Annotated in this window: 23 protein-coding genes; 10 read left to right on the top strand and 13 right to left on the bottom strand. The window is 65.9% G+C overall.

Annotation, left to right across the window (positions count from 1 at the left end; genetic code table 11):
• The first annotated feature begins 21 nt into the window (after positions 1–21).
• Positions 22–1,170 (top strand): thiolase family protein, encoded by a 1,149-nt coding sequence (locus ACZYZ7_RS17575; protein WP_450072907.1) that lies wholly within the window; start codon positions 22–24, stop codon positions 1,168–1,170.
• A 90-nt stretch (positions 1,171–1,260) separates the two neighbouring features.
• A complete protein-coding gene (locus ACZYZ7_RS17580) occupies positions 1,261–2,493 on the top strand; it encodes an amidohydrolase family protein (protein WP_450072906.1) in 1,233 nt (410 codons plus the stop codon).
• A gap of 108 nt (positions 2,494–2,601) precedes the next feature.
• Here ACZYZ7_RS17580 and ACZYZ7_RS17585 read toward each other — a convergent pair whose 3' ends face one another.
• The 9 genes from ACZYZ7_RS17585 to ACZYZ7_RS17625 form a co-directional block, all read right to left on the bottom strand.
• Positions 2,602–3,792, bottom strand: a complete 1,191-nt coding sequence (locus ACZYZ7_RS17585) for an acyl-CoA dehydrogenase family protein (RefSeq protein WP_463741430.1) — start codon at positions 3,790–3,792, stop codon at positions 2,602–2,604.
• Between the two features lie 10 nt (positions 3,793–3,802).
• Positions 3,803–4,867 carry an acyl-CoA dehydrogenase family protein gene (locus ACZYZ7_RS17590; protein ID WP_463741431.1) on the bottom strand — a complete coding sequence of 355 codons (1,065 nt, stop codon included), beginning with the start codon at positions 4,865–4,867 and terminating at the stop codon, positions 3,803–3,805.
• On the bottom strand, positions 4,867–5,703 hold the full coding sequence (locus ACZYZ7_RS17595) for an amidohydrolase family protein (RefSeq protein WP_463741432.1): 837 nt from the start codon (positions 5,701–5,703) through the stop codon (positions 4,867–4,869). Before ACZYZ7_RS17595 ends, ACZYZ7_RS17590 begins: the two co-directional genes overlap by 1 nt.
• On the bottom strand, positions 5,700–7,331 hold the full coding sequence (locus ACZYZ7_RS17600; protein ID WP_463741433.1) for an acyl-CoA synthetase: 1,632 nt from the start codon (positions 7,329–7,331) through the stop codon (positions 5,700–5,702). Before ACZYZ7_RS17600 ends, ACZYZ7_RS17595 begins: the two co-directional genes overlap by 4 nt.
• 5 nt (positions 7,332–7,336) lie before the next feature.
• The gene (locus ACZYZ7_RS17605) at positions 7,337–8,587 is read right to left on the bottom strand and encodes an amidohydrolase family protein (RefSeq protein WP_450072901.1); all 1,251 of its coding nucleotides are present in this window, start codon (positions 8,585–8,587) and stop codon (positions 7,337–7,339) included.
• A gap of 4 nt (positions 8,588–8,591) precedes the next feature.
• The gene (locus ACZYZ7_RS17610; protein WP_463741434.1) at positions 8,592–9,413 is read right to left on the bottom strand and encodes an enoyl-CoA hydratase; all 822 of its coding nucleotides are present in this window, start codon (positions 9,411–9,413) and stop codon (positions 8,592–8,594) included.
• Between the two features lie 111 nt (positions 9,414–9,524).
• Positions 9,525–10,532: a dihydrodipicolinate synthase family protein gene (locus tag ACZYZ7_RS17615; RefSeq protein ID WP_463741435.1), complete on the bottom strand. Its 1,008-nt coding sequence runs from the start codon at positions 10,530–10,532 to the stop codon at positions 9,525–9,527.
• A 23-nt stretch (positions 10,533–10,555) separates the two neighbouring features.
• Complete coding sequence (locus tag ACZYZ7_RS17620; protein WP_463741436.1) at positions 10,556–11,350, bottom strand: SDR family NAD(P)-dependent oxidoreductase; 795 nt, start codon at positions 11,348–11,350, stop codon at positions 10,556–10,558.
• 7 nt (positions 11,351–11,357) lie between these two features.
• A complete protein-coding gene (locus ACZYZ7_RS17625; RefSeq protein ID WP_135456637.1) occupies positions 11,358–12,119 on the bottom strand; it encodes a crotonase/enoyl-CoA hydratase family protein in 762 nt (253 codons plus the stop codon).
• A 260-nt stretch (positions 12,120–12,379) separates the two neighbouring features.
• Here ACZYZ7_RS17625 and ACZYZ7_RS17630 point away from each other — a divergent pair, with 260 nt between their 5' ends.
• Positions 12,380–13,144, top strand: coding sequence for a TetR/AcrR family transcriptional regulator (locus tag ACZYZ7_RS17630; RefSeq protein WP_463741437.1), 765 nt, complete (start codon positions 12,380–12,382; stop codon positions 13,142–13,144).
• A 63-nt stretch (positions 13,145–13,207) separates the two neighbouring features.
• On the opposite strand, the gene ACZYZ7_RS17635 is transcribed toward ACZYZ7_RS17630, so the two are convergent.
• From ACZYZ7_RS17635 to ACZYZ7_RS17645, 3 genes are read right to left on the bottom strand one after another with little or no spacing between them, the layout of a single operon-like run.
• Positions 13,208–14,383, bottom strand: a complete 1,176-nt coding sequence (locus tag ACZYZ7_RS17635) for a thiolase family protein (protein WP_135456641.1) — start codon at positions 14,381–14,383, stop codon at positions 13,208–13,210.
• 52 nt (positions 14,384–14,435) lie between these two features.
• Positions 14,436–15,332, bottom strand: a complete 897-nt coding sequence (locus ACZYZ7_RS17640; RefSeq protein ID WP_463741438.1) for an enoyl-CoA hydratase/isomerase family protein — start codon at positions 15,330–15,332, stop codon at positions 14,436–14,438.
• Positions 15,322–16,095 carry a FadR/GntR family transcriptional regulator gene (locus ACZYZ7_RS17645; protein WP_463741439.1) on the bottom strand — a complete coding sequence of 258 codons (774 nt, stop codon included), beginning with the start codon at positions 16,093–16,095 and terminating at the stop codon, positions 15,322–15,324. The genes ACZYZ7_RS17640 and ACZYZ7_RS17645 overlap by 11 nt, the downstream gene beginning before the upstream one ends.
• 91 nt (positions 16,096–16,186) lie before the next feature.
• Between ACZYZ7_RS17645 and ACZYZ7_RS17650 the strand changes: the two genes are divergently transcribed.
• The 7 genes from ACZYZ7_RS17650 (at position 16,187) to ACZYZ7_RS17680 (ending at position 23,842) form a co-directional block, all read left to right on the top strand.
• A complete protein-coding gene (locus ACZYZ7_RS17650) occupies positions 16,187–16,981 on the top strand; it encodes an enoyl-CoA hydratase/isomerase family protein (RefSeq protein WP_463741440.1) in 795 nt (264 codons plus the stop codon).
• 12 nt (positions 16,982–16,993) lie between these two features.
• Complete coding sequence (locus tag ACZYZ7_RS17655) at positions 16,994–17,800, top strand: enoyl-CoA hydratase/isomerase family protein (protein ID WP_463741441.1); 807 nt, start codon at positions 16,994–16,996, stop codon at positions 17,798–17,800.
• Positions 17,800–18,573, top strand: a complete 774-nt coding sequence (locus ACZYZ7_RS17660) for an enoyl-CoA hydratase/isomerase family protein (protein WP_463741442.1) — start codon at positions 17,800–17,802, stop codon at positions 18,571–18,573. Before ACZYZ7_RS17655 ends, ACZYZ7_RS17660 begins: the two co-directional genes overlap by 1 nt.
• A complete protein-coding gene (locus tag ACZYZ7_RS17665; RefSeq protein ID WP_450072891.1) occupies positions 18,573–20,021 on the top strand; it encodes a class I adenylate-forming enzyme family protein in 1,449 nt (482 codons plus the stop codon). Before ACZYZ7_RS17660 ends, ACZYZ7_RS17665 begins: the two co-directional genes overlap by 1 nt.
• Positions 20,014–21,450: a class I adenylate-forming enzyme family protein gene (locus ACZYZ7_RS17670; RefSeq protein WP_463741443.1), complete on the top strand. Its 1,437-nt coding sequence runs from the start codon at positions 20,014–20,016 to the stop codon at positions 21,448–21,450. Before ACZYZ7_RS17665 ends, ACZYZ7_RS17670 begins: the two co-directional genes overlap by 8 nt.
• Positions 21,443–22,936, top strand: a complete 1,494-nt coding sequence (locus ACZYZ7_RS17675) for a class I adenylate-forming enzyme family protein (RefSeq protein ID WP_463741444.1) — start codon at positions 21,443–21,445, stop codon at positions 22,934–22,936. Before ACZYZ7_RS17670 ends, ACZYZ7_RS17675 begins: the two co-directional genes overlap by 8 nt.
• A gap of 78 nt (positions 22,937–23,014) precedes the next feature.
• Positions 23,015–23,842 carry a TIGR03619 family F420-dependent LLM class oxidoreductase gene (locus ACZYZ7_RS17680; RefSeq protein ID WP_450072888.1) on the top strand — a complete coding sequence of 276 codons (828 nt, stop codon included), beginning with the start codon at positions 23,015–23,017 and terminating at the stop codon, positions 23,840–23,842.
• 2 nt (positions 23,843–23,844) lie between these two features.
• Here ACZYZ7_RS17680 and ACZYZ7_RS17685 read toward each other — a convergent pair whose 3' ends face one another.
• Positions 23,845–25,032, bottom strand: coding sequence for a CaiB/BaiF CoA transferase family protein (locus ACZYZ7_RS17685; RefSeq protein WP_450072887.1), 1,188 nt, complete (start codon positions 25,030–25,032; stop codon positions 23,845–23,847).
• Positions 25,033–25,096 lie beyond the last annotated feature (64 nt).

The raw sequence follows: 25,096 nt of genomic DNA on the forward strand, positions 1-25,096 counted from the left end.
CCGTCCAGAAAGGCCGCGCACATGACCAATGACGTAGCCATCATCGGCGTCGGCCTGCACCCGTTCGGCCGCTTCGAGGGCAAGTCCGCGATGCAGATGGGGGTCGACGCGATCTTCGCCGCGGTCGCCGACGCCGGAATAGAGTGGCGCCACATCCAAGCTGCAACGGGAGGCAGCTGGACGGTGGCCAACCCGGACGCCATCGTCGGGATGGTCGGGCTGACCGGCATCCCGTTCACCAACGTATTCAACGCGTGTGCCACCGCAGCCAGCGCCACCAAGGCCTGCGCTGACGGGATCCGGCTCGGCGACTACGACATCGGCATCGCCGTCGGCCTGGACAAGCACCCGCGCGGCGCGTTCACCGAGGATCCCGCCCTGGTCGGGATGCCCAGCTGGTACGCCGAGAACGGCCAGTACCTCACCACCCAGTTCTTCGGCATGAAGGCCAACCGCTACCTGCATGAGCACAACATCTCGCAACGCACACTGGCCAAGGTCGCCAACAAGAACTTCCGCAACGGTGCGCTGAACCCGAACGCCTTCCGGCGCAAGCCGATCAGCGAGGACGACATACTCAACTCGACGATGCTCAACTATCCGTTGACCCAGTACATGTTCTGCGCACCCGATGAGGGCGCGGCCGCGGTGGTGATGTGCCGTGCCGACATCGCCCACCGCTACACCGACAAGCCGGTGTACCTCAAAGCCGTCGAGGTCCGCACCCGGCGTTACGGCGCGTACGAGGTCAACACCACCTGCGCGCCGGTGGAAGAGGACGTGGCACCCACGGTGTACGCCGCGCGCGCGGCATTCGAGAAGGCCGGGGTAGCACCCGAAGACGTCGACGTCGTACAGCTACAGGACACCGACGCGGGTGCCGAGATCATCCACATGGCCGAATGCGGGTTCTGCGCCGACGGCGACCAGGAGAAGCTGCTGGCCGACGGCGCCACCGAAATCGGCGGATCGCTTCCGATCAACACCGACGGCGGCCTGATCGCCAACGGCGAACCCATCGGCGCGTCGGGCCTGCGCCAGATCCACGAACTGGTGCGCCAACTGCGCGGCGAGGCCGGCGACCGGCAGGTGCCCGGCAACCCGCGCGTCGGCTTCGCCCAGCTCTACGGCGCCCCCGGCACCGCGGGCGCCACCGTCCTGACGCTCTGACTTTCATCGCCGAGCAGACACAAAACTGCACATTTCCCGGCCGAAAAGGGCAGTTTTGCGTCTGCTCGCGGGAGAAAAGGAACCACTGACATGACCGAACAGTTCAGGGAAGCACCGATTTTCGATGCCGACCAGCACATGTACGAAACCGGCGATGCGCTGACGAAGTTCCTCCCCGAAAAATACTCACGTGCCGTGCAGTACGCGCAGATCGGCCGTCAGACCCGGGTGGTGATCAACAACCGGGTCACGGACTTCATCCCCAACCCGACCTTCGAACGCGTCGCGGCACCGGGGGCACACGAGAAGTTCTTCGCCGGCGAGAACACCGAAGGTCTGACCCTGCGCGAGATGCAGGGCAAGGCCATCGACGCACCCGAGGCCACCCGCAACCCGGAGGACCGGATCAAGGAACTCGACCGCCAAGGCGTGGTCGAGGCGCTGAACTATCCCACCCTGGGCAGCCTCGTCGAGCACTCCAGTGCCGACGACCCGCAGCTGACGCTGGCGATCGTCCACGCCCTCAATGAGTGGATCCTCGAGCACTGGGGTTTCAACCACGCCAACCGGGTGTTCTCCACTCCGATCATCAACCTGTCCGAAGTCGATGCGGCACAAAAGGAACTCGACTACATCCTTGCCAATGGCGCCAAGGTCGCGTTGATCAAACCGGGCCCGGTCAACGGACTGCACGGCTGGCGCTCCCCCGCACTGCCGGAGTTCGACCCGTTCTGGCGTGACGTCGAGGCCGCCGGCCTGCCGATCGTCCTGCACGCCAGCTATCCCCCGCTCGATGACTACGTCAACAAGTGGGAGCCGCCGTACACCCAGAACTTCATGGCGCAGAGCGCGTTCCGCTGGATGGTGCTGGGCCACCGCGAGATCGCCGACATGCTGACCGCGCTGATCTGCCACGGCACCCTGACCCGGTTCCCGAACCTGCGCATCGCCAGCGTCGAGAACGGCAGCAGTTGGATCTTCCCGCTGTTCCACGATTTCGCCGACCTGTACAAGAAGATGCCGCAGAACTTCCCCGAGCATCCCCATGACGTGTTCCGCCGCAACATCTGGGTCAGCCCGTTCTGGGAGGGCTGCGTGTCCGACGTGGTGGAGACGGTCGGGTGGGACAAGGTGCTGTTCGGTTCGGACTATCCGCATCCCGAAGGGCTGGCCGAGCCCAAGGGCTTCTGGAAGTACGCCGAGGGCATGGACATCCGTCGCACCTATGACTTCATGGGTGACAACGCCCGACGTTTCATGGGCCTGCCGATCGCCAACCCCGATCCCGAAGCCGCCAAACCGCCGGCGTTGACCAGTTGCTGACCCGCTCTGCCGGGAGCTTGCTGGCGCCCACACGGGGACTTCCCTCGACGAGCAGACGCGAATGTGCCCCGAAACCAGCGTTTCGGGGCACATTCACGTCTGCTCGCGCTATGAGGCCTTCGCCTTGGGGGCCGAGTAATTCGGCTTCCCCAGGCCCAGCACATGCTGAGCGATCATGTTGCGGAACACCTCGAGCGTGCCGCCGTAGATGCCGACCAAGGGCGCGAAGCGGTAGACGTACTCGCTGCGGTCATCGGCTCCCCCGTCGACCCCGATCGGCAGCGCGGCCACTGATCCCCCGATATCCATCAGATCCGGGGCGATATCACGCATGGTCTGCGCCAACGCCACCCGGCCGAAAATGCTGGGCGCCGACAGTGACGCCTCCAGGCGAGCCACACTGCGCCCCAACCGATATGCGACCGATCCGTCGTCGACCGCAGCGCGCCCACTGGCATCCGGCGTGCCGACCAGCGCGGCCACGTTGTCCGCGGCCTCGGCCATGAATCCGGCCTGATGCATCATGATCGCGACATCGGCCAGACCGTCGTCGGCGGCCGCGACCGCCCCGTGCTCGGCGTCGAGCGGTTCACGGACCACCGTCCAACCGCCGTTGACGTCACCGAGCCGATACTTGTCGTCGACCCGGACATCGGAGTAGTACACGATGTTGGTGCGGTCACCGTCGACGGTGCGGATGCCCTGGATCTCGATGCCGTCGGAGTCCAGCGGCACCAGGAACATGGTGAGGCTCTTGTGTTTCGGCGCCTCCGGATCGGTGTTGGTGATCAGGAAGACGTACTGGCAGTTGTGCGCGCCGGTGGTGAACATCTTGGAGCCGTTGATTACCCACTGGTCACCGTCACGCACCGCGCGGGTCTTGCAGGTCGCCACATCAGAGCCACCCTCGGGTTCCGTGTAGCCCAGGCACAACCGCACGGTGCCGTCGAACACCCCGCGCAACACATCATCACGAATCTCCGGGGAGGCGAACTTCGCCACCGACCGCGCCACCATCGACGTGGTCCCCCAGGTCACCCACGGCACCTCGGCCCGGCGCTTCTCCAGCTCCCAGATGCGCCTGCGCACCCGGGAAAACCCGCCATCGGCCTCGTTCTTCCATTCCTTCTCCAGATACCCGGCGGCGCCCAGGGCCAGGTGCACTCCCTCGTGAAAGTTGTCGCCGGTTTCGCGGTCGTGGCGGATGACGTCCTCGGTAACGACACTTGAGAGGAACTCGCGCACTTCGGTGCGGAAAGCGTCGTCCTCGGCGGACAGTTCGACTGTTGAGAAATCCACGCCTGCTCCCCTAAACCTTTGTGACTTCCCGGCTCTCGCGAGCCGCGACGATGTGGGCGATGTGCACCGCGGTGGCGCCCGGGTCACCACCGGCCAGCGCCCAACCGCGCGCCCGCACCAGATACGCCGTGGCCGCCGCCTCCGCGGACACCCCGAGTCCACCCTGAACGTGTACCGCCATGGTGGCGGCCTTGGCGGCCTCCTCGGCCATGAAGACGAACGCCGAGGGGGTCAATTCCGGCCGCTCGTCCGGCTCGTTGTCGAGGAACCATGCGGCTCGACGCGCCAGGCCCCGCCCGCTCTGGACGGTGATGGCGATGTTGGCCAGCGGATGCGAGATGCCTTGCAGCGTCCCGATCGGCACGCCCAGGGTGTAGCGGGACTTGGCGAACTCGGCGGCGATCGTCATGGTCTCCTCGACCAGGCCGACCAGCGCCACTGCGGTCAGCAGACGCCATTCATCCAACGCCCGTTGATATTCCACCAGGGCATCGGCACCGCTGGCCAGCACCACCCGGGTGTCTGCGGTAGCCGGGTCGACCCAGGCCATCGGCAGCTTGCCGATATTGTCGACGCGTGCCGGGCGCGTGGAGAAACCTAGGAGCACGACAGCTCCATCTCCATCGCCGTCGCGGACGATGATGTGGTCCGCGATCGATCCGACCGGAATGAGCCGGGTGCCGGTCGGCGCCACCTGCTGCGGGTCGAGCCCGACGATCTGGGTGCCGTTGACAATGTCCTCTGACTCGAGCGCACCGAGTCGTGCCAGCAACCGCGCCGCCACGACATGGTCGATCCACGGCACGGGCGCCAACGAGCGGCCGAGCTCCTCGGCCACCAAGGTCAGGTCGACGAGTGTCGCCCCGTCACCGCCGGCGGATTCCGGGAGTGCCATCGTCGTGGCACCCATGGCGCACAACCGTTCCCACAAACTCTTGTCGAAGCCCGACGGCTCGGCCGCACGCACGGTTTCGATGTCGGAGTGCGTCTTGAAGAACTGCCGGTATGCGGTCTGGAGGTCGACGTGGTCCTCGGTCAGGCTGTAATCCAGCCTGCGCAGTTCGTAGCGGTCCATCAGCTCTCCCGATTCTCGCCGAAGAAGAACTCCGCGGCATTGTTGTAGAGGTAGTTGTCCAGCACATCAGCCGGCAGATCGAGTGCCAGCGCCTCTGGCACAACGCGCTGCATGCGGAGCACCGGGAAATCCGAGGCGAAGATGACCTTGCCCTTCCCCCTGGTTCGCATGAAGTGCAGCAGGGACTCCGGCAGCCGCTTGGGCGACCACGCCGATGTCATCAACCGCAGGTTCTGGTATTTGATCAGCATCCGGATCGCGATGTCCCACCACGGATCTGCGCCGTGGATCATGCACAGTTTCAGCTCCGGGAAGCGCACGCATACGCGGTCGAGATGGATGGGGTTCTGTACCTCACCTGGAATCGGCGGGCCGGGCAGCCCGGTGTTGACGCACAGCGGCAGTTCCATCTCGGCGCACTTGGTGTACAGCGGGTAGTACACCGCGTCGCTGGGCGGGTACTGCCCGTCTCCCCAGAAGCTCGGTCCGACAACGGTATAGGCGACGGGGAGATCTGCCACGACGGCCGCGAGTTCACGCAGCGACGGAATGGGGCGCAACAGATTGACCCCGCCGATCGCCAGCGCGAACCGATCGGGGTGGGCCTCGACGAACTTACGCGCCGTCACCGACGGCTTGGCCAGGTTGTCCATCAAGATGGCCTTGCGTACCCCATGGGTGTCCATCTCATCGAGCATCTCCGAGAGGTCGATCTGGTCGTACATCGACTTCGGACCCTTGAAGTAATCGTCGCGCACCTTCTTCATGAAGGTGGGCTGGTTCTCGGTCTCGCCGAAGTGCACGTTGGCCAGACAGTCGATCACCTTGTGACTCATACCCGTTCCCTCTCCGTCTGGCCAGCAGCCACCGCTACCCCCTTGGCCCAGCGATAGTCGGCCTTACCGTTGCCGAGCCGTCGGATCTGCTCGACGAATACGACTTCCTTGGGGATCTTGAAACGCGCGAGCACATTCGCGCAGTGATCCTTCAACGCATCTGGGCTCACGTCGTCGCGCACTGCCACGACGGCGACGATCTCTTCGCCCCACCTCTCGCTGGGCCGGCCCACCGCGAGCGCGTCCACCACCTGGGGATGCGCACGCAAGACTTCTTCGATCTCCTCGACGAACACCTTCTCGCCGCCGGTGTTGACCACCAACGAATCCCGTCCCAACAGGCGCAGGGTGCCGTCCGCGTCGAGCGAGGCGCGGTCACCCGAGACCACCACCCGTTCTCCGGCAACCTCGGGGAAGGTCTTCACCGTCGCCGCCTCGTCGTTGAAGTAGCCGAGTGGGATCCGGCCGTTGCGCGCCACCCAGCCCACCTCGGTGTCGCCGGGATCAAGGAAACGGGAGTAATCGTCGGCCAGCACCAGCCCGCCGGCCCGTAGCTGGAAGGTTTCGGCAGTCGCAGTTTCGCGCTGGGTGTGACCGAATCCCATGTTGCCGGTCTCCGAAGAGCCGAACCCGTTGATGATGGTGATCTGCGGGATATGTTCCAGCAGTGCGCGTTGATGTTTCGGGTTGGTGGCCGCACCACCCGTGCCGATCGCGAACATCGACGACAGGTCGTAGGAACGCCGGCCCAACTCCTCGACGATCGGGGCGGCGTAGGCGTCGCCCACCATCGTCATCAGCCCGATCTTCTCCCGCTGCGCGGTTTCGAGCACAGTGCGCGGGTCGAAGCGTGGCTTAGTGTCGTGCAGCACCACGGTCTGGCCGGACAGCAGGCCGGAGAAAGCGGTCCACATCCCGGCGGCATGCATCAATGGCGACACCGCGAACCACGGCGGGCCGGCATTGGCCACCTTGTCGTGGATCTCGCTCACCTCATCGTGGTCGGCGCCGTTCATCGATGACACGTAGATGTCGCCCTGACGCCACATCACGCCTTTGGGACGGCCCGTCGTACCGCCCGTACAGACCATCAGCAGGTCATCGGGTGACGGGGCGACGTCGCGGTCGGTATCTCCCTGAGCCAGAGCATCTTCCAGTGTCACCGCATCCGGCAACTCGGCTCCGCTGCCGTCGTCGATCGAGATGAGCAATTCGGGCCGCAGCGCTTCATCCCCCAATACGGAAGCGAACTTGGCCCCCAGCGATCGGTGGTAGATCACCGCGCGGGGCTTCAGGTAGGCCAACAAGTCGGCCACCTCGCCCGGCGAGTAGTAGTAGTTCACGTTCACCGGGACCGTCCGCGCCTTGAGGCAGCCGATCACCATCTCGGGATACCGGTCGTTGTGCATGACGAGCGCGACCACGTCCTGACCGCATTCCCAACGGTTCAGGTCCCGACGCTCCCGGTACGCACCCAGGCCCCGGGAGGCCAGAAAGTTGGCCAGCCGGCGGGTCCGGTCGGCGCCCTGGGCGAAGGTGGTGCGGCGGGTGCCGCACACCGTCATCTCCCGGTCGGGCACCGCCTCGGCGATCGCATCGACGACGGCGCCGATCGTCCACTCCGCCATGCTGACTACGCCGGCACCGTCAGGTGCCCGGCACCGGCTGCAACACGATTCACGTCACCGAGCAGGGTAAGTGCGTTGTCGCGCATCACCATCCGGGTGTCCTCGAGGCTGAACTCGGGGAACTGCGGGATGTCGGCGGTGAACGTTGTCGGATCCGCGAGACCCTCACCGTGCGGCCAGTCGGAGCCGAACAGGATCTTGTCGACACCGATGGTGTCGGCGAGCAGCTTCACATCGTCCTCGTAGTACGGCGCGATCCAGACGTTGTTGCGGAGCTGCTCGACCGGATCCTCTCTGAAGTGATACGGCGCGTTGTTGGCCGCCTTCTTGAGCCGTTTGATCAGACGGTAGACGAAGTACGAACCGTTCTCGATGCTCACGACCTTGAGCTTGGGATGCCGGGTGAACACCTGGTGCACGATCATCGAGGCCATGGTGTCGTGGATGGCGCGGTCGTCCATGATCACCATGTCGAGCGGATCACGCTTGCCGAACCCCTTGAATACTCCGCTACCGCCCCACAATGCCGGGACCGCCATGTACCCGGAGTCAGACAGATGGAAGACGACCGGGACACCGGCTTCGGCCAGGCGGGCCCACACCGGGTCGTGCAGCGGGTCACCGAGTGAGCGGGGCCTGACCGCACCCGGTACCGGTGCCGGCCGCACACAGACGAGCCTGGCGCCGCGGCTCAGCACGAATTCGACTTCCTCGACGGCCTTTTCGGGATCGGCCAGCGAGATGATGGGAGCCGACACGAATCGGCCGTCGGGCCGGTCGAATCCCCAGTCCTCATCGAGCCACAGGTTGAAGGCGTGCACCGAAGCCATGGTTGCCTCGATGTCGTGCTTGAGTCCTTCCTCCACACCGCAGGCGAAGGTCGGCAGCATGAACACGGTCTCCAGATGCTGGCGGTCCAGTACTTTCACCCTGGCATCGCGATTCTGGTATTCGGGATGGTCAGCGAGCCGGTCGACCTTCATCAGTGACGCGGGGTCCACCCCTTCGGGGATCTCGCCGCGGAACAGCAGATCCAGGCAGCCCGGCTCGATGATCGGATCGAAGGTGGGGTTGGGGATGAAATGGTTGACCGTCCCACCGAACATCGCCAACGTACGTTTGCCGTCCTGCACCATCTGCACTCCACGGCTCCGGAACTCCTTGGGCAGGTGCCGGGTGAATGCATCGACCGGCTCGTAGTAATGGTTGTCGACGTCGACGGCGAGGTACGGAAGCCGTTCGGGAGCTTCGGTCATGTCATCAACCTTCTTTCAGGGACGGGAAATTCGGGGGCCGTTTCTCGAAGAACGCGGTGATGCCCTCGACGAGATCGGGGCGGACCATGGACTCGTGCATGAGCTTCTCGGCGCGGTCACTGACGTCGACGACGTTGTCATTGGCGTCGCCGTAGAGCTGCCGCTTGATCACCGCCATTGAAGCCGGCGAGCAGTTGCGGGCCAGATCCTCGGCGTACTCCACCGCGCGGGTCAGCAGATCCTCAGGCGCGACAACCTCTTTCACCAACCCGAGCGCAAAGGCCTCCTCGGCGAAGAACGTCCGGCCGGACAACAGCAGGTCCGCCGAGACGCCCCAACCGGCCAGTCGGGGCAGGATCCAGGTAATGCCGTATTCGCCGATCAGCCCGCGGCGCGGGAACGCGGTGGCGAATTTCGCACCGGCCGCGGCGAATCGGACGTCGCACATGAGCGCGTGGGTGAGGCCGATACCCACGCACGCCCCGTTGATGGCGGCGATGACCGGCTTGCGCAGCTCGGTGAGGAAATGCGGGTGCCGCTCGCCGACGATCTTGCTGACATCCGTGTCCTCGTTGATGCTGGCACCCAGATCCTGCATGGCACCCATGTAGGCGCCGGCGCAGAAGCCGCGTCCGCTACCGGTCAGCACAATCGCCCGGACGGCCGGATCGGCTTCTGCGCGATCGAAACTCGCGTACACGCCGGTGGAGATGTCCGCACCCCAGGAGTTCAGCCGATCCGGACGGTTGAGGGTGATAACCGCGACCCCGCCGCCAGTGACCTCGTAGAGGACCGCCTCGGTTCCCACACTGTCAGCGACCGTCATGCGCAGATACCTCCCGATGCCCCACCAGCCGTTCAGACATACATACTGTATACCTATCGGTAGTGCATTCCGCAAGCCTCGTGTCGCCCCCACGACCTGCGCAAAGACGGTTCAGGCGTCGATCAAACCGAGCTTTCGATAGGCGGTCTCGATCTGAGTCTTCGCCGCGTCCGGAAGCAATGCCTGGGGCGGACGGGAATGCGGGTAGCCGCCGACGGGCAATCCCAGCACCGAGGCCGCGTATTTGAAGGCGTCGGACCAGTGGGTGAAATAGTCAGCGCGACCCGGGTAGCAGGTGAACCAGGACCCCATGTCCAGACTGAACTGGTCCAACCCCGACTCCCGGCCGAAGTCCATCGCCTCGATGAGCCGGTCGGCGTACACCAGGTCCCAGTATTCGGTGAAGATGCGGTGCTGCGGCGTTTCATAGAGGTATCCGGCGGTGCCCAACTGGGCCGGGCAGACGATGCCCTCCCGCAGCCAGCCGGCCCGGTACACCGTGGTGTCGCATTCCCAGACCGCCAGGTATGGCGCCAGTTCGTGCAGTCGACGGCTCGCCGCGGGGCGGAACGCGCCCTCCTTGGTGGCGCACACGGCGGGGATCGCCTCGGCGATCCGGGCGCTTTCGTCGGGTGCCAGTACGTAGCCCGAGGACGGTGAGTTGAACATCCCCAGCGCGATATCCGTGCGGTCGGCGATGTATCGGAAGAAGCGCAGAACGCCCTCTCCCGCGTGCGCCTCCATCATCGGCGTCTGGATGTAGACGATGTCGGCACCCGACTGCTGCGCATGCAGCGTGAGTTCCAGACAGCCTTTGGCCGAGGTCGCCGCGGTGCAGGCCTGAATCACGACATCCGGGTTGGCCCGGCGCCCCTCCTCGATCGCCACCTCGAGCAACTGCTTGCGCTCGGTGAGGGTCAGCGCCCAGAACTCGGCCAAACCGCTGGTACACCAAAGCATCTGGTGACCGAGGTCGCCGACGCAGTAGCGCACCAGGTACCGGTAGGCATCCCAGTCGATGTCGTCGCCGTCGGTTCCGCAGAACGGGGTATATAGCGAGTCACCGATCCCGCGCAGGGCACCGCGGGCCCAGTCCCGTGCTTCGCCTGCCGTTGCCATATCGCGCTCCTCTAGATCTGGGCTCAGATAAAGTCGCTACCGCCATCGACGTTGATGTTCGCGCCCGTCATGTACGAGTTGCGCTTGGACGCGAGAAATGCTGCTACAGGCCCGATTTCACCGGGAAGTCCGGCACGCGGCAAGTGGGCGGGGTGCCCGAAATGCTCGTCGATGGCCGCCATCAACGCATACGGGTCGTCGCCGTCGACACCCACAGTGCCGGCCCAGCCCCGCAGCGCCTCCGACGAGATGCTGCCCGGGGAAACCACATTGACCATGATCTCGTCCTTGGCCAACAACAGCGACAGGTTCTTGGACACGCTGTTCACGGCCGCCTTGGCCGCCGTGTAGGCCGGCAGCCGCGTGCTCTGCCGCTGGGTGGAGTGGGCGGAGAAGTTGACGATGCGTGCCCATTCGGCATTGCGCAGCAACGGCAATGCCGCACGTACGCAGCGCACCATGCCCATCAGGCCGGCGTCGAACGCCTCCTGCCACTGGTCATCGGTCAACTCCTCGAAGTTGCCCGCGGCCCCCGGGCCGACCGTGTTGATCAGTGCGTTGAGCTCACCCCAACGCTCGCCCACCTCGGCGAAGGCCCGCTCGACCTGGGAGCTGTCCGAGGTATCGGCGACGATCGCCACCGCCTCCGGCGATCCCAGGCGGGCCAGCTCCATTGCGGCAGCATCAAGTACGTCCCTGGACCGCCCGACGATCGCAATCCGCGCACCGTCCTCGGCCAGGCATTGCGCCGTCGCAAAGCCCATCCCGCGGCCACCGCCCACGACGACGGTGGCCGCACCTGCGAACCCGAGATCCATCGGAGAGTCAGGAACCGGTCCAGTTGGGCGCACGCTTCTCGGCGAACGCCGTCGCCCCCTCGATGGCATCCTTGGAAGCGAACACCGGCCCGAGCAGCTCGTTCTGCTTCTTCCACATCTCGGCCTGGCTCCACTCAGCCGACTTGACGATGATCTCCTTGGTCGCGGCGACCGCCAGCGGCCCGTTCGCGGTGATCTTCTCGGCCAGCTCGAGTGCACCCGCCAACGCCTCGCCGGGCTCGGTCAGCTTGTTGACGAACCCCCAGTCGGCCGCTTCCTCGGCGGTGAAATTCTCACCGGTGAGCGCGAGTTCCAACGCCTTCTGGTACGGAATGCGGTGCGGCAGCCGCAGCAGCCCGCCACCACCGGCCACCAGGCCGCGCTTGACCTCTGGGATACCGAATTTGGCCGTCCGCGATGCCACGATGAGATCGGTGGCCAGCACCATCTCGGTTCCGCCGGCGAGCGCGTAGCCCTCGACGGCAGCGATGACGGGCTTGCGCGGCGGCCGTTCCGTGAAGCCGATCCCGCGACCCTCCACATAAGGCAACTGACCGGAGGCGAATGCCTTCAGATCCATCCCTGCGCTGAAGTTCCCGCCCGCACCGGTGAGGATCGCGACAGACAGCTCCGGGCTGTCGTCGAGCTCGTCCATCGCCGCGGCCAGACCCTCCGCCACCGGCAGGTTGAACGCATTGCGCGCCTCGGGCCGATTGATGGTGATGACGAGGGTGCGCCCCCGTCGTTCGGTGAGAACTTCGTCCGACATCGCTGCCCCTTTACTCGCGGCCCAATAACCCGGAAAAGCCTACTATAGGGATTACAGTACAAAGGCGGCACCCCATCGGCAGTGCGCGAGCGACGCATCGGCGCGAACGGTGGAAGGCCTCCACGGAAGGGCTACCGGTAAGGTTGACAGCGACAAGACCCCGCGACACGCGCCCATAGGCGCAGTTCAGCTGGTGGCCGGCGGTAAATTCACCTGCGATTGAGCCGCGGCACAGGGACGACTTGAGCAGAATCGATTCGATGGAGGTGCCCGCAGTGGCAAAGCAACCGACCGCTGAGAAACGTCAACGGCGCGAACGTGGGTCCATCAATCCTGACGACATCATCAACGGCGCATTCGAACTCGCCGAGCAGGTGTCGATCGACAACCTCAGCATGCCACTGCTGGGCAAACATCTCGGCGTCGGTGTCACGAGCATCTACTGGTACTTCCGCAAGAAGGACGATCTGCTCAACGCGATGACAGACCGCGCGCTGCGTGAGTTCGTCGTCGCCACCCCTTACGTCGAGGCCAAGGATTGGCGCGAGTCACTGGCCAACCACGCCCGGACCATGCGAAAAGCCTTCATGGGTAACCCGATTCTGTGTGATCTCATTCTCATTCGGTCGGCACTGAGCCCGCGCGCCGCACGCCTGGGTGTGCAGGAGATGGAGACCGCGATCTCCGGGCTGGTCGAGGCGGGGCTGTCGGTCGAGGATGCCTTCGACACCTATTCGGCCGTGTCGGTACACGTCCGAGGCTCGGTCGTACTGCACCGCCTCTACGAGAAGAACCGGGCCAACGACAATGCCCCCGGCGACTACGAAGAGACCATGGTCATCGACCCCGAGGTCACCCCGCTGCTGGCACAGGTCACCAGCGAGGGCCACCGTATCGGCGCGGCCGACGAGAAGAACTTCGAGTACGGCCTGGAGTGCATCCTCGACCACGCCGCTCAACGGATAGCGGCGAACGCCGGCAAGGCCAAGAAGACGCCCGCCCGGCGCAAGGTCACAGCCAGCTGACTCTGCGTCCACGGCGCATCCTTTTCGGAGCTTCGCGCCGGGGACGCAGAGGGCCAACCTGGTTCAGACCTCGATGACCAGCCCGCCGCCCTGGCCGCCACCGGCACACATCGCGGCGACACCGATACCGCCACCGCGGCGCTGCAGTTCGTAGATCAGCGTGGTGACCATGCGGGCACCGGAGGCCGAGATCGGGTGGCCGAGGCTGCAGCCGCTGCCGGAGAAGTTCACCAGTTCCTCGTCGATGCCGTACTTGCGCACCGCGGCGATCGGCACCGAGGCGAACGCCTCGTTGATCTCCCACAGCGCCACATCCGAGGGCTTGAGCCCGGCCCGGTCCAGGACCTTCCCGATCACCTCGACACCGCCGAGGCCGCAGTCACGAGCCGGCACACCGACGGCACCCCAGGCCCTGACCTTGGCCATCACGTTGAGGTTCTCCGCGGCCGCATAGTCGTCGCCGACCAGGGCGACAGCAGCGGCAGCGTCGTTGGTGCCGCTGCTGTTGCCCGCGGTGATGGAGAATCCTTCGATCTCCGGGTGCAGGACCTTGAGTTCGGCGAGCTTCTCGGCGGTGGTACCGCGGCGCGGATGCTCGTCGACGCTGAACTCGATGACCGAGCCGTCGGGCTGGGTCACCTTCAACGGCACGATCTCGTCGAGGAACTTGCCCGCATCGATGGCCGCGATGGCCCGCTGGTGCGATCGGGCGGCCCAGGCGTCCATGTCCTCGCGGGTGATCCCGGCGGCCTGCGCGGTGTTCCAGCCGACCGTGATCGACATGTCGCGCATCGGCGCATCCGGGGTCTCGACATGCGTCGGGGTCATCCACGGCTCGATGAAGGTCAGCTCCGGCCCGGGCACCCGCCACTTCATCAGCGGCGATGACGACAGCGACTGCACGCCGCCGGCCACCAGGACTCGCTCCATGCCGGAGCCGATCTGGGCCGAGGCGTTACCGATCGCGGTGAGCGATCCCGCGCAGTGCCGGTTGACGGCCTGGCCGGGCACGGACTCCCAGCCCAGCGCGTCGGCCGCGTAGCGCGCGATATCGCCGCCACCGTAATTGGATTCGGCGAAGATCAGATCGTCGATGGCCTCCGGAGCGATGCCGGCCCGACGCACCACCTCGGGCAGGACGGTGGTGATCAGGGTTTCCGGCGGGGTGTTGACCAGCGTTCCTTTGAAGGAGCGGCCGATCGCTGTGCGGGCAGCGCCCACGATGACGGGTGTTGGCATGGTTTCACCTTTACGCTATATCGTGTTTATGTAACGGTATCAGGACGGGTTTCTACTGCGGCTCGGGGACGTGGAAATGTTCGTCACGCAGCCGGAACGCTTCCTTCGTGCCGTGTTGCGCGCGAGTCTTGACGAAGTTGAACTCGCCGGGCGAGAACTGCAGGTTGGTGCCGTACGCGTGGAAGATGTAGCTCGCCACCTCTTCGCCCTGGTAGGCCTGACTCTGTTCGACGAGCCGGAACGCCTCCTTGGCGATCACCACCCCGTCGGCCGGCATCTTGGCCACCTTGGCCGCCCAGTACTGCGCGCGGGCCGTCACCTGATCGGCATCGCACATGTCGGTGAAGACACCGAGGTGTTCGATGGAACCGGCCTCGACGATGTCCCCGGTGAGCAACATCCGCCGGGCCAGCACCGGCCCGAGGCGGTGGAAGAACATGTGCAGGCTGCCCAGCGCAGGGCCGAGGAACCGGGTGGCCGGCATCCCGATCTTGGTGTCACGGGCGATCACCGAGATGTCGGTCATCAACGCCATCTCGAATCCACCGCCGAGTGCGTAACCACTGATCTCGCCCACGGTGACCTTCGGGAACCCCATGAAGTTGTGGTAGAAGCCAAAAGACTTGCGGTCCACCGTGAGTCGGCGACGCTGGCTGGGGCGCGACTTGCGTGAGCCCTTCCCCGCCCCACTACCTTGCTCTTCGCGCGAGCGCTCATCGCCATACCAGCCGTACGCGTTGTTCATATCAGCGCCGGTGCTGAACACCCCCTCGGCGCCACGCAGCAGCACCACGGTCAGATCGTCGTCGTCGGCCACGATGTCGAGGTAGCGCGCGATCTCGTCGCGCATCGCGGCGTCATAGGAATTGCGCTGCTTGGGATTGTTCAGCGTGATGGTGGCGATGCGGTGGTCCGCATCGACCTCGAACAGCACCCGGTCATCTGTCATGCGAAATCAACCTCGCTTCAATGGTTTTTCCGTTGTTGGCGGCCAGCGTGGTGCGCCGCGCCGCGGTGAGATGATCGGCCGCGAGCTTGGTCGCCCGGGCCGTATTGCCGTCGGCGATCGCCTCCACCAGCCGTTGATGGTCCCGCAGTGCGGCCCGCATGGTGGGGGCCGACATGCCCGCCTCGCCTTCACCCGTCCATACCCCGGACTCGTGCGTCGACCAGATCAGCTCCAGCGAGCCGATCAGCAGGATCATCGGTTCGTTGCCGCATCGGGACACCAGGGCTTCGTGGAACCGCCGGGCGTTGGGCACATACTGCGCGGTGTCGTCGAACTGCGCTGCCTGACGGTCGATCTCGGCCTGTAGGTACGGCACCACCTCGGTGGCGCGGTCCTCCCGGGCGGCGCACATTCCGGCACAGATCGGCTCCAGGTGCAGCAGCGCCTCGCTCACGTCGGCCGGCGTGGCGGCCCGGGTCTGCAGCACCATGCCGATCATGTGGGCGGTGCGGTCGGCCGAGGGCATCTGCACCACCGCTCCCCCGACGTTGCCGCGGCGGACCGAGATCAACCCGTCGGCCTCCAGCAGGTGAATGGCCTCACGCAACGCCGGCGGACTGACCCCGAACTCCTGGAACAGGCTCTCCTGGGTAGGCAGGATGTCGCCCTCACGCAGGCGGCCCGACAGGATGTCGTCGCGCAGTTTGGACGCGACGATCTCGGCAACCCGAGGCTGCCGGATGCGCCTCACGCGTCCTTCCATCAGCGCCCTTTCCTTGCTAACTTGTACAAGATAGTAACCGCATCGCCTACTGTATGGGCAACTGTATGGATTGGGAAAGGCTGGAATCCAGGTGAGTGACGGTTCGGTGACCACGTCCCGCGCGGACTCCACCCTGCGCATCATTCTCGACCGCCCGTCGCGGCGTAATTCGTTGAACCATCAGATGATCGACGATCTGGTCGGCATCCTGTCGGCGGCCGCCTACGACGATTCCCTGCGGGCGATCGCCATCACCGGGGCCGGTGACGACTTCTGCACCGGAGCCGACTGGGTCGCCACCAACGATTCAGGTCAGCGGCCCCGCACCGGCGATCTGGTCCGGCGGATCCCCCATACCGCGCACCGCGTCATCGAACTGGTCGCCACCATCCAGCTGCCGGTGGTGTGCACGGTGCGGGGCTGGGCCGTCGGGCTGGGCTGCAACCTGGCACTGGCCGCCGACTTCACCATCGCCGACACCGGCGCCACCTTCTGGGAACCATTCATGAGCCGCGGGTTCACCCCCGATTCCGGCGCGACCTGGCTGTTGCCCCGGCTGGCCGGGGTGGCCCGGGCCAAGCGCATGCTGCTGCTCGGCGAGCAGGTCACCGGGTCCCAGGCTGCCGACTGGGGGTTGATCCACGATGCGGTTGCCGCCAACCAGTTGGATACGGCAGTGGACTCCTTATTGGCGCGGCTGGCCGCCGGACCGACCGTGGCAATCGGGCTCGCCAAGCAGGCCATCGCCTACGGCCAGCACGCAACGCTCGCGCAATCACTCAACCAGGAGCTGTCCAACCTGGAACTCTCCTGCCGCACCACCGATTTCAAAGAGGGCCTGGCCGCGTTCCGGGAACGTCGCGACCCGAATTTCCAAGGCCGATAACCAGAGGAAAAGATGACCGATTACGAGACCATCAAGTACGAGGTGGACGGCCACAAGGCCACCATCACCTTGAATCGGCCCGACGCGCTCAATGCGCTGTCGCCGCACATGATCACGGAGTTGCGGGCCGCCTACGACGAAGCCGAGAACGACGACAACGTCTGGCTGATGATCGTCACCGCGACCGGTCGCGCATTCTGCACGGGCGCCGATGTCAAGGAAATCCCCGGCGACGGCAAGGTGCTCAACGAGCGGCCCTACCTGTCCACCTACGAACAATGGGAGGCACCGCAGGAGGGCACCCCGCCGTTTCGCAGCATGGCCAAGCCCGTCGTGGTCGCGATCAACGGAATCTGCTGCGGCGCCGGACTGGACTGGGTCACCACCGGCGACATCGTGATCGCCTCGGACAAGGCGACGTTCTTCGACCCCCACGTGAGCATCGGCCTGGTTGCCGCCCGCGAGATGGTCCGCCTGGCCAAGGCGCTGCCGCGTTCGGTGGCCCTGCGAATGGCGTTGATGGGCAAGCACGAACGCATGACGGTCGAGCGCGCCTACGAACTCGGACTGATCACTGAGATCGTCGAACACGACAAGCTGCTGGAACGCGCACATGAGATCGCCGACACGGTGTGTCTCAACGCCCCACTGGCGGTCAGGGGAACCCGGCTGGCCATTCACAAGACCCTGGATCTGCCGTTACACGAGGGCGAGATCCTGGCCGAGACGTTCCGCGAGCGTGTGGTCCGCACCGAGGATGCGTTGGAGGGGCCGCGGGCGTTCGTGGAGAAGCGCAAGCCCAACTGGCAGGCACGGTAGTGGACACGATTCTCCTCGACTTCGACCACGAATCACGGGTCGCCACGGTCACCCTGAACCGCCCCGAAGCGCTGAACTCGTTCAACCGCGCCATGTGCAATGAGATGCGTGGCGCCTGGCATGCCATCAAAGATGACGAAGGCATCAATGCCGTGGTGTTGCGCGCGGCGGGCGACCGCGCATTCAGTGCGGGATTGGACGTGAAGTCCAGCTACGGCCAGCCCGAGATCGTCTGGAACCACGAAGATCCCGGCGAACTGCTCAGCCCGAAGTGGCAGAAGATGTGGAAACCGGTGGTGTGCGCGGTGCAGGGCATGTGCACGGCCGGAGCACTCTATTTCGTCAACGAGTCCGACGTCGTGATCTGCTCACCGGAGGCCACGTTCTTCGATTCCCACGTCAGCGCCGGTTTGGTGTCGGCGTTGGAGCCGATCGGCCTGATGCGCCGGGTCGGGCTCGGCGACACGTTGCGGATGGCGTTGATGGGCAACGACGAACGCGTCGGCGCCGAGACCGCGCTGCGCATCGGACTGGTCACCGAGGTGGTGGCCAGGGACCAGTTGTGGGAACGCGCGAACGAGATCGCCACCACCATCGCCGCGAAACCGCCGACCGCCACGCAAGGAACCGTGAAGGCGATCTGGGAATCGCTGGACAAGCCCTACCGTGCCGCCATGGACCAGGGCCTCATCTACACCCGGCTGGGCAATCCGATCGCCAAGGCCGAGCTGACAGAGCGCCCGCTGCCAAAGACAGCGCCCCGGATCCGCTGATGGCCCACCCTCTTTCGCAGCGCATCGACAACGTACTCGACCTGGACCCGAACGCGAACGCCATCCAGTACGACGGCCAGTGGCACAGCTGGGGCCAGGTCGCGACGCTGGCGCGGCGCATCAGCGCGGTCTCTTCCGGCACGCGGGTCGGCATCATGCTGCGCAATCAGCCCGAGCATGTGGCGGCACTGCTCGGGGTACTGGCCGCAGGCGGAACCGTCGTCGTGATCAACCCGTCCCGCGGTGACGAGCGCACCCGCGCCGACATCGAAGCCCTCGGTCTGCCGGTGCTCATCGGCCTGGCCGAGGACATCGCCGCACTGGCCACCCCCTCGCCTGCGACGACAACCGTGACGATCCGCGATCTCCATACCGAACCCGAGGTCAGGCCCGCCCGGAGCCCGTCCCGTGATGCGGGGCGTCCGGGTGTGGCGGTGTGGATGCTGACCAGCGGAACCACCGGCCCGCCCAAGCGGGTGGACCTGACCTACGACATGCTGGCCCGCAGCGTGATCGGACGGGATCCCGAAAATTCCCCGGCACCAACCGAACTGCGGCGTGGCGTGGCGATCGTCAACTCGCCGCTGGTGCATGTCGGCGGCGTGTACCGGGTGTTGCTGTGCATCGCCGAAGCCCGATCATTCGTGCTGCTGGCCAAATTCGACCTCACGCGCTGGGCCGACGCCGTACGCGAGCACCAACCGAGGGCGGTGTCACTGGTCCCGGCGGCGCTCCGCATGGTGCTGCACTCCGACCTGACCCGCGACGATCTCGCCGGCGTCCGTGCGGTCACCTCCGGTACCGCGCCCCTGTCCGCCGATGACGCCGACGCATTCACCGAGAAGTTCGGCATCCCGGTACTGACCTCGTATGCCGCGACCGAGTTCGGCGGTGGGGTGGCCGGCTGGACGTTGGCAGATCACCGGAAGTACTGGAAAGCCAAGCGCGGAAGTGTGGGCCGGGCCAACCCCGGTGCCCGGCTGCGGGTGGTCGACGAGGACGGCAATCCACTGCGGCCGGACGAAAAGGGCTTGCTGGAGGTCAAACCGGCACAGTTCGACGCCGACGCGGAGTGGTTGCGCACCACCGACCTAGCCCGTATCGATGACGACGGATTCGTCTGGATCCTCGGCCGCGCCGACCAGGCCATCATCCGCGGCGGGTTCAAGGTGATGCCCGACGATGTCCGCACTGCCCTGGAGAGCCACCCCGCGGTGCGCGGTGCGGCCGTGATCGGCACATCCGATGACCGTCTGGGCGAGACTCCGGTGGCGATGGTGGAACTGCACGGCGCCACCACCGTCGATGCTCTGCTCGAGTACCTGGGCGGCCGACTGGCCCGCTACGAGATCCCCACCGATATCGCCATTGTCGAGGCGATTCCCCGAACCCCTTCGGGGAAGGCTGATCTCGGCGCCGTACGGGACCATTTCGCCTCGCGTGTCTGACACCGTTGCGGGGCTGCTGCGCGGGTGTGCCGATCGCCCGTTGCTGGTCTGCGATGAGGAGCGGATCAGCAACGCCGAGGCACAGCGCCGCTCCGCCGAGGTGGCCGGCGGCCTGCTCGCGCTCGGCGCCGGGAAGGGCACGCACGTCGGGCTCCTCTATCCCAACGGTGTCGATTTCGTGGTCGGGATGCTCGCGACCGCCCGCATCGGTGCGGTGGTGGTGCCGTACTCCACATTCCTCACCGCGGCCGAGCTGGATACCCAGGTGCGCGACAGCGATACCGCGATCCTGCTGTCGGCACGCAGTTTCCGTAATCACGACTATGCGCAACGCCTCGCCGGTATCGACGCACCCTGCCTGCGGCAGGTGTTGTTCGATCTGCCGCGCGCCAACGTCCGAACGGTTGCCGATTTCGAAGACGATGTGGATGGGAGTGATCCATTGGCGATCATCTACACCTCGGGATCCACCGGCTCCCCCAAAGGCGTGGTCCACACCCACGCATCACTGATCGAACATCAGCGCAACCTCAACGGGATCCGCGGCCTCACCGCGGCCGACCGGCTGTTCTGCAACTCGCCGTTCTTCTGGATCGGCGGGTTCGCCTTCGGCCTGCTGGCCACTATCACCGCCGGGGCCACCCTGATCTGTTCGAACGCCACCGACGCGGGTGCCACCCTCGACCTATTGGAGGCCGAGAAACCCACCATCACCAATGGTTTTGTCGCCGGCATCAGCCATCTGAGCAGCCATCCCAGCTACCCGAACCGTCATTTCTCGGCACGGCGAGGCAATCTCTACCCCGTCATGGCGGCCGACTGCCGGCCCGCCGATCCCGAGCTACGTCACAACATGCTGGGGATGACCGAGACCGGCAGCGTGGTCCTGGTCGACGGCGACGACGGCGACCAACCCGAGCATCGTCGTGGCAGCTATGGCCGGCCCGCACCCGGATTCGACACGAAGGTGCTCGACTCCGGAGAATTGTGCGTACGCGGGCCATACGTCATGCAGGGCTACTACGGACGCAACCGCGAAGACTCCTTCGACGCCGACGGCTGGTTTCACACCGGCGATCTGGTACGCGTCGACGACGAAGGCTACTTCTACTTCCTCGGCCGCGCGGGCGCGATGATCAAGACCGCCGGCGCCAACGTCACCCCCGGTGAGGTCGAGAAGGCGTTGGCGGTACTGGGACTCACCGCCCACGTCCTCGGCCTGCCCGACACGACTCGCGGGCAGATCGTCGCGGCGGTGATCGTCACCGACGACCCCGTCGACATCGAGGCGGTGCGAAGCGACCTGCGCGCCACGCTGTCGGCCTACAAGGTCCCTCGGGTGTTCGCGTTGTGCGGGACCGACGAGGTACCGACACTCTCCAGCGGCAAGCTCGATCTACCCGCACTGGCGAGGCTGTTCAGTGCCTGATCGCGAGCCTGACACCATCGACGCGCTGGTACGCGCTCATTCATCATCCCGGAAGACTGCGGTGGTGGACCCCTCAGTCCGGATCTCCTACGCCGAACTCGACTCCAGCACAGCCGAACTGGCCTCCGGATTCATCGCCGCGGGCATCACCAAGGGGTCCCGGGTCGGCCTCATCATGCCCAACGGGGTGGAGTGGGTGCGGATCGCCATCGCGCTGATGCGGATCGGTGCCGTGCTGGTCCCGCTCAGCACACTGCTGCGCCCGGGCGAACTCACGGCGCAATTGCGCATGGCGTCAGTGCAGTTCCTCATCGCGGTCGAAGAGTTCCGTGGCCATCGTTACCCGCTGGACCGGCATCAGGTGCCCGCGCTGCGCGCAGTGTGGACCGCCGAGGAAGCACTGGGATTCAGTGGAACACGTGGCGCGGCCGATGCGCTGGCGGCCTGCGTGCGCGAAAGCGACCCGATGGTCATCATGTTCACCTCGGGAAGCAGCGGGCCACCCAAAGGGACCATTCACTCACACCGAAATGCCCTGGGCGCCGTGCGCTCTGGGCTTGCCGCGCGATGCATCACCACTGATACCAGGCTGTATCTGCCCATGCCGTTCTTCTGGGTGGGCGGTTTCGGTGCGGGGATCCTCTCGGCCCTGCTCGCCGGGGCCACCCTCGTGACTGAACCCATCCCCCACCCCGAATCCACACTCGAGCTGCTTCAGCGCGAACAGGTCACGCTGTTCCGAGGCTGGCCCGAGCAGGCCGAGGCGCTGGCCCGCCACGCCGGCACCGCGGATCTGCGCTCGCTGCAGCCGGGGAGTCTGGACGCGCTGTTGCCGGACGGCATGCGGTCACGGCCGGGGGCACGGGCCTCGTTGTTGGGGATGACCGAATCGTTCGGCCCGTACAGCGGATACCGCGCCGACACCGACATGCCGGAGTCCGCGTGGGGCAGCTGCGGGAAACCGTTCGACGGTATGGAGGTGCGGATCGTCGACGCCGATACCGGCGGGCCGCTGCGCCACGGCGAAACCGGCGCGATCCAGATCCGCGGCCCGCACGTGATGCGCGGAATCTGCCGGCGTAACCGAGAAGACGTGTTCACTGCCGACGGCTACTACCCGACCGGCGATCTCGGGCATCTGGATGCGGAGGGGTTTCTGTTCTACCGCGGCAGATCCGACGACATGTTCAAGGTCCGTGGCGCCACGGTGTATCCGAGTGAAGTCGCGCGGGCGCTGCGGTCCATTCCCCGGGTACGTACCGCGTACGTGGTGAACGTTCCTGACGGCCAGACCAACCGGGTCGGTGCGACCGTGGTGGGCGACGGGCTGTCGGTCGAAGCACTGCGCTCGGCCACCCAGGCAGCCATCAGCGCGTTCAAGGTGCCCACGCGGTGGCTGCTCCTCGACGACGAGGATGCCGTCCCGCGCGGGGCCACCGGGAAAGTCGACAACGCTGCATTGCGGGCCATGCTGGAGAGGGACTGACCGTTGACCACCAACATCTGACCTGGCCGTCGTCGCCGGCGTCAGCTTTGCGATGATCCATATCAAGGAGGCAACGTCGTGAAGCTCGGACTGTCCACACCCATCGTCATGCAACACCCCGGCGAGTTCTCACCGTGGGAGGCCGGCGCCGGCCCCGACGAGCTGGCGTTGATCGCCGAGACCGCTGACGGCTTGGGATTTCACCACCTGACGTGCGCCGAGCACACCGGAATACCCGCCTCCGCCGCCGCGGTACGCGGGACGGTGTACTGGGATCCGCTGGCCACCTTGTCGTTCCTGGCCGCCCGGACCCGACGCATCCGATTGGCCACCGCCGTGGTGGTGCTCCCCTATCACCACCCGGTGGCGCTGGCGAAGAGTTATGGGACCCTCGACCGGCTGAGCGGTGGACGAGTGATCCTCGGCGTCGGCGTCGGATCGCTGACCGAGGAATTCGAACTGCTCGGCGCGCAGTGGGAGGATCGCGGGGCCGCGGCCGACCAGGACATCGCCAGGCTTCGCGCCGCCTGGGGGCAGCGCGAGGTCGACGGTTTCGTCATCGAACCGCACGCCACCAGTACGGATCTCGCCGTCTGGGTGGGTGGGCGCACCAAACGCTCGCTACGTCGTGCCGTCGAACTCGGCACCGGCTGGATGCCTTTCGGCCTCTCGCCTGCCACCATCGCCGAGTTCCTCGCACCGCACCAGCTGCCCGCGGACTTCGATGTCGTCCTCTCCCCCGGTACCGCGTTGGACCCACTGGGCGACCCGGATACCGCACGCGGCCGTCTGGTCCGGTTGCGCGACGCCGGAGCCACCATCGCCAACTGCACGGTGCAGGCGCACAATGCCGAACACTTCTGCGATCAACTCGCGGCGCTCCACGCGATGGGCGAAGCGCTGTAGATTCACACGATCTCGTTCGTCCGCAGCTCGGCGATCTGCGCTGCGTCATAACCGATCTCGGCGAGCACCTCGTCGGTGTGCTCACCCAACAGCGGAGCCCGTCGGCGGATCGTCCCCGGCGTCGCCGACATCCGGAACGGAGTCTCGATGATCGGCACATCGCGCGACGCACCCGGGAACGGAACCCGCTTCAGGTAACCCATGGCCTGCACGTGCGGGTCATCGAGCACGTCTTGTGTGGAATGCAGCGGAGCCGCAGGCATTTTCGCCTTCTCCAACAGCTCCAACACCTCGACCTTGGTCTTGTCCGCACACCAGTCGGCCATGATGTCATTGAGGATGTTGCCGTTGGCCCAACGGATGTCGTCGTTGGCGAAGCGTGGATCGTCGAACAGTTCTTCGCGACCCACCAGCCGGCACCAGCGCTTGAACATCGGCTGTCCGGCGACCTGCAGCAGGACCCACTGGTCGTCGGCGGTGCGATAGAGATCGCACGGCGCGACCGACGCACCTTTGTTGCCCATCCGGGGCTTGTCGACCTGCAGCAGTTCCCGCTCGATCAGGAAGGCGTTCGACAACATCAGCGCGGTGGGCAGCAGGGCACCCTCGACATGCTGCCCCTCCCCCGTCTTGTCGCGGTGATACAGCGCCATCATGACGCCGATCGCGAGCGTGAGCGCGGTCCCGAAATCCGCGTAGGGAACCACCGTTCGGATCGGTTGGTCCGGCAGCCCCTGCCGGTAGACCGCCCCGGACATCACCTGTCCGGCGCCGTCGAAGCCGATCTTCTCGCTGTACGGACCGCCCTCGCCGTAGGCCGTCGCACTGGCCAGGATGATGTCGGGCTTGACCGCCTTGAGCGTCTCGTAGTCCAGCCCGCTGGCCCGCATCCCCGCCGCGGGCATGTTCGCGATCACGATGTCGGCTTGCGCCACCAGCCGGCGGGTGATCTCCGCGCCCTCAGCGGTGGTGGAGTCCAGCGTGAGTGAGCGCTTGTTGCGGTTGCACTGCAGGAAGGTGCCGCCCTCGCCGCCCTCGGTGACGGCCTGCACCCAACGGTCTTCCCCGCCTTCGCGTTTCTCCACCCGGAGCACGTCGGCCCCCATGTCAGCGAGGATCGCGCTGCACCAGGGCGCGGCGATGAACCGGCCGTAGTCGAGCACCCGAATTCCGTCGAGAACACCTGGCATTCCCGCTCACCTTTCTTCGGCGAGCAGACACAAACCTGCCCATCTAGGCGTGAAAATAGGCAGG

The organism is Mycobacterium sp. IDUB_17, assembly GCF_055419465.1.

Coding starts and splice junctions, on each gene's coding strand:
- ACZYZ7_RS17575 (WP_450072907.1), top strand. CDS start 22: ATGACCAATGACGTAGCCATCATCGGCGTCGGCCTGCACCCGTTCGGC.
- ACZYZ7_RS17580 (WP_450072906.1), top strand. CDS start 1,261: ATGACCGAACAGTTCAGGGAAGCACCGATTTTCGATGCCGACCAGCAC.
- ACZYZ7_RS17590 (WP_463741431.1), bottom strand. CDS start 4,867: ATGGACCGCTACGAACTGCGCAGGCTGGATTACAGCCTGACCGAGGAC.
- ACZYZ7_RS17595 (WP_463741432.1), bottom strand. CDS start 5,703: ATGAGTCACAAGGTGATCGACTGTCTGGCCAACGTGCACTTCGGCGAG.
- ACZYZ7_RS17600 (WP_463741433.1), bottom strand. CDS start 7,331: ATGGCGGAGTGGACGATCGGCGCCGTCGTCGATGCGATCGCCGAGGCG.
- ACZYZ7_RS17605 (WP_450072901.1), bottom strand. CDS start 8,587: ATGACCGAAGCTCCCGAACGGCTTCCGTACCTCGCCGTCGACGTCGAC.
- ACZYZ7_RS17610 (WP_463741434.1), bottom strand. CDS start 9,413: ATGACGGTCGCTGACAGTGTGGGAACCGAGGCGGTCCTCTACGAGGTC.
- ACZYZ7_RS17615 (WP_463741435.1), bottom strand. CDS start 10,532: ATGGCAACGGCAGGCGAAGCACGGGACTGGGCCCGCGGTGCCCTGCGC.
- ACZYZ7_RS17620 (WP_463741436.1), bottom strand. CDS start 11,350: ATGGATCTCGGGTTCGCAGGTGCGGCCACCGTCGTCGTGGGCGGTGGC.
- ACZYZ7_RS17625 (WP_135456637.1), bottom strand. CDS start 12,119: ATGTCGGACGAAGTTCTCACCGAACGACGGGGGCGCACCCTCGTCATC.
- ACZYZ7_RS17630 (WP_463741437.1), top strand. CDS start 12,380: ATGGAGGTGCCCGCAGTGGCAAAGCAACCGACCGCTGAGAAACGTCAA.
- ACZYZ7_RS17635 (WP_135456641.1), bottom strand. CDS start 14,383: ATGCCAACACCCGTCATCGTGGGCGCTGCCCGCACAGCGATCGGCCGC.
- ACZYZ7_RS17640 (WP_463741438.1), bottom strand. CDS start 15,332: ATGACAGATGACCGGGTGCTGTTCGAGGTCGATGCGGACCACCGCATC.
- ACZYZ7_RS17645 (WP_463741439.1), bottom strand. CDS start 16,095: ATGGAAGGACGCGTGAGGCGCATCCGGCAGCCTCGGGTTGCCGAGATC.
- ACZYZ7_RS17655 (WP_463741441.1), top strand. CDS start 16,994: ATGACCGATTACGAGACCATCAAGTACGAGGTGGACGGCCACAAGGCC.
- ACZYZ7_RS17665 (WP_450072891.1), top strand. CDS start 18,573: ATGGCCCACCCTCTTTCGCAGCGCATCGACAACGTACTCGACCTGGAC.
- ACZYZ7_RS17685 (WP_450072887.1), bottom strand. CDS start 25,032: ATGCCAGGTGTTCTCGACGGAATTCGGGTGCTCGACTACGGCCGGTTC.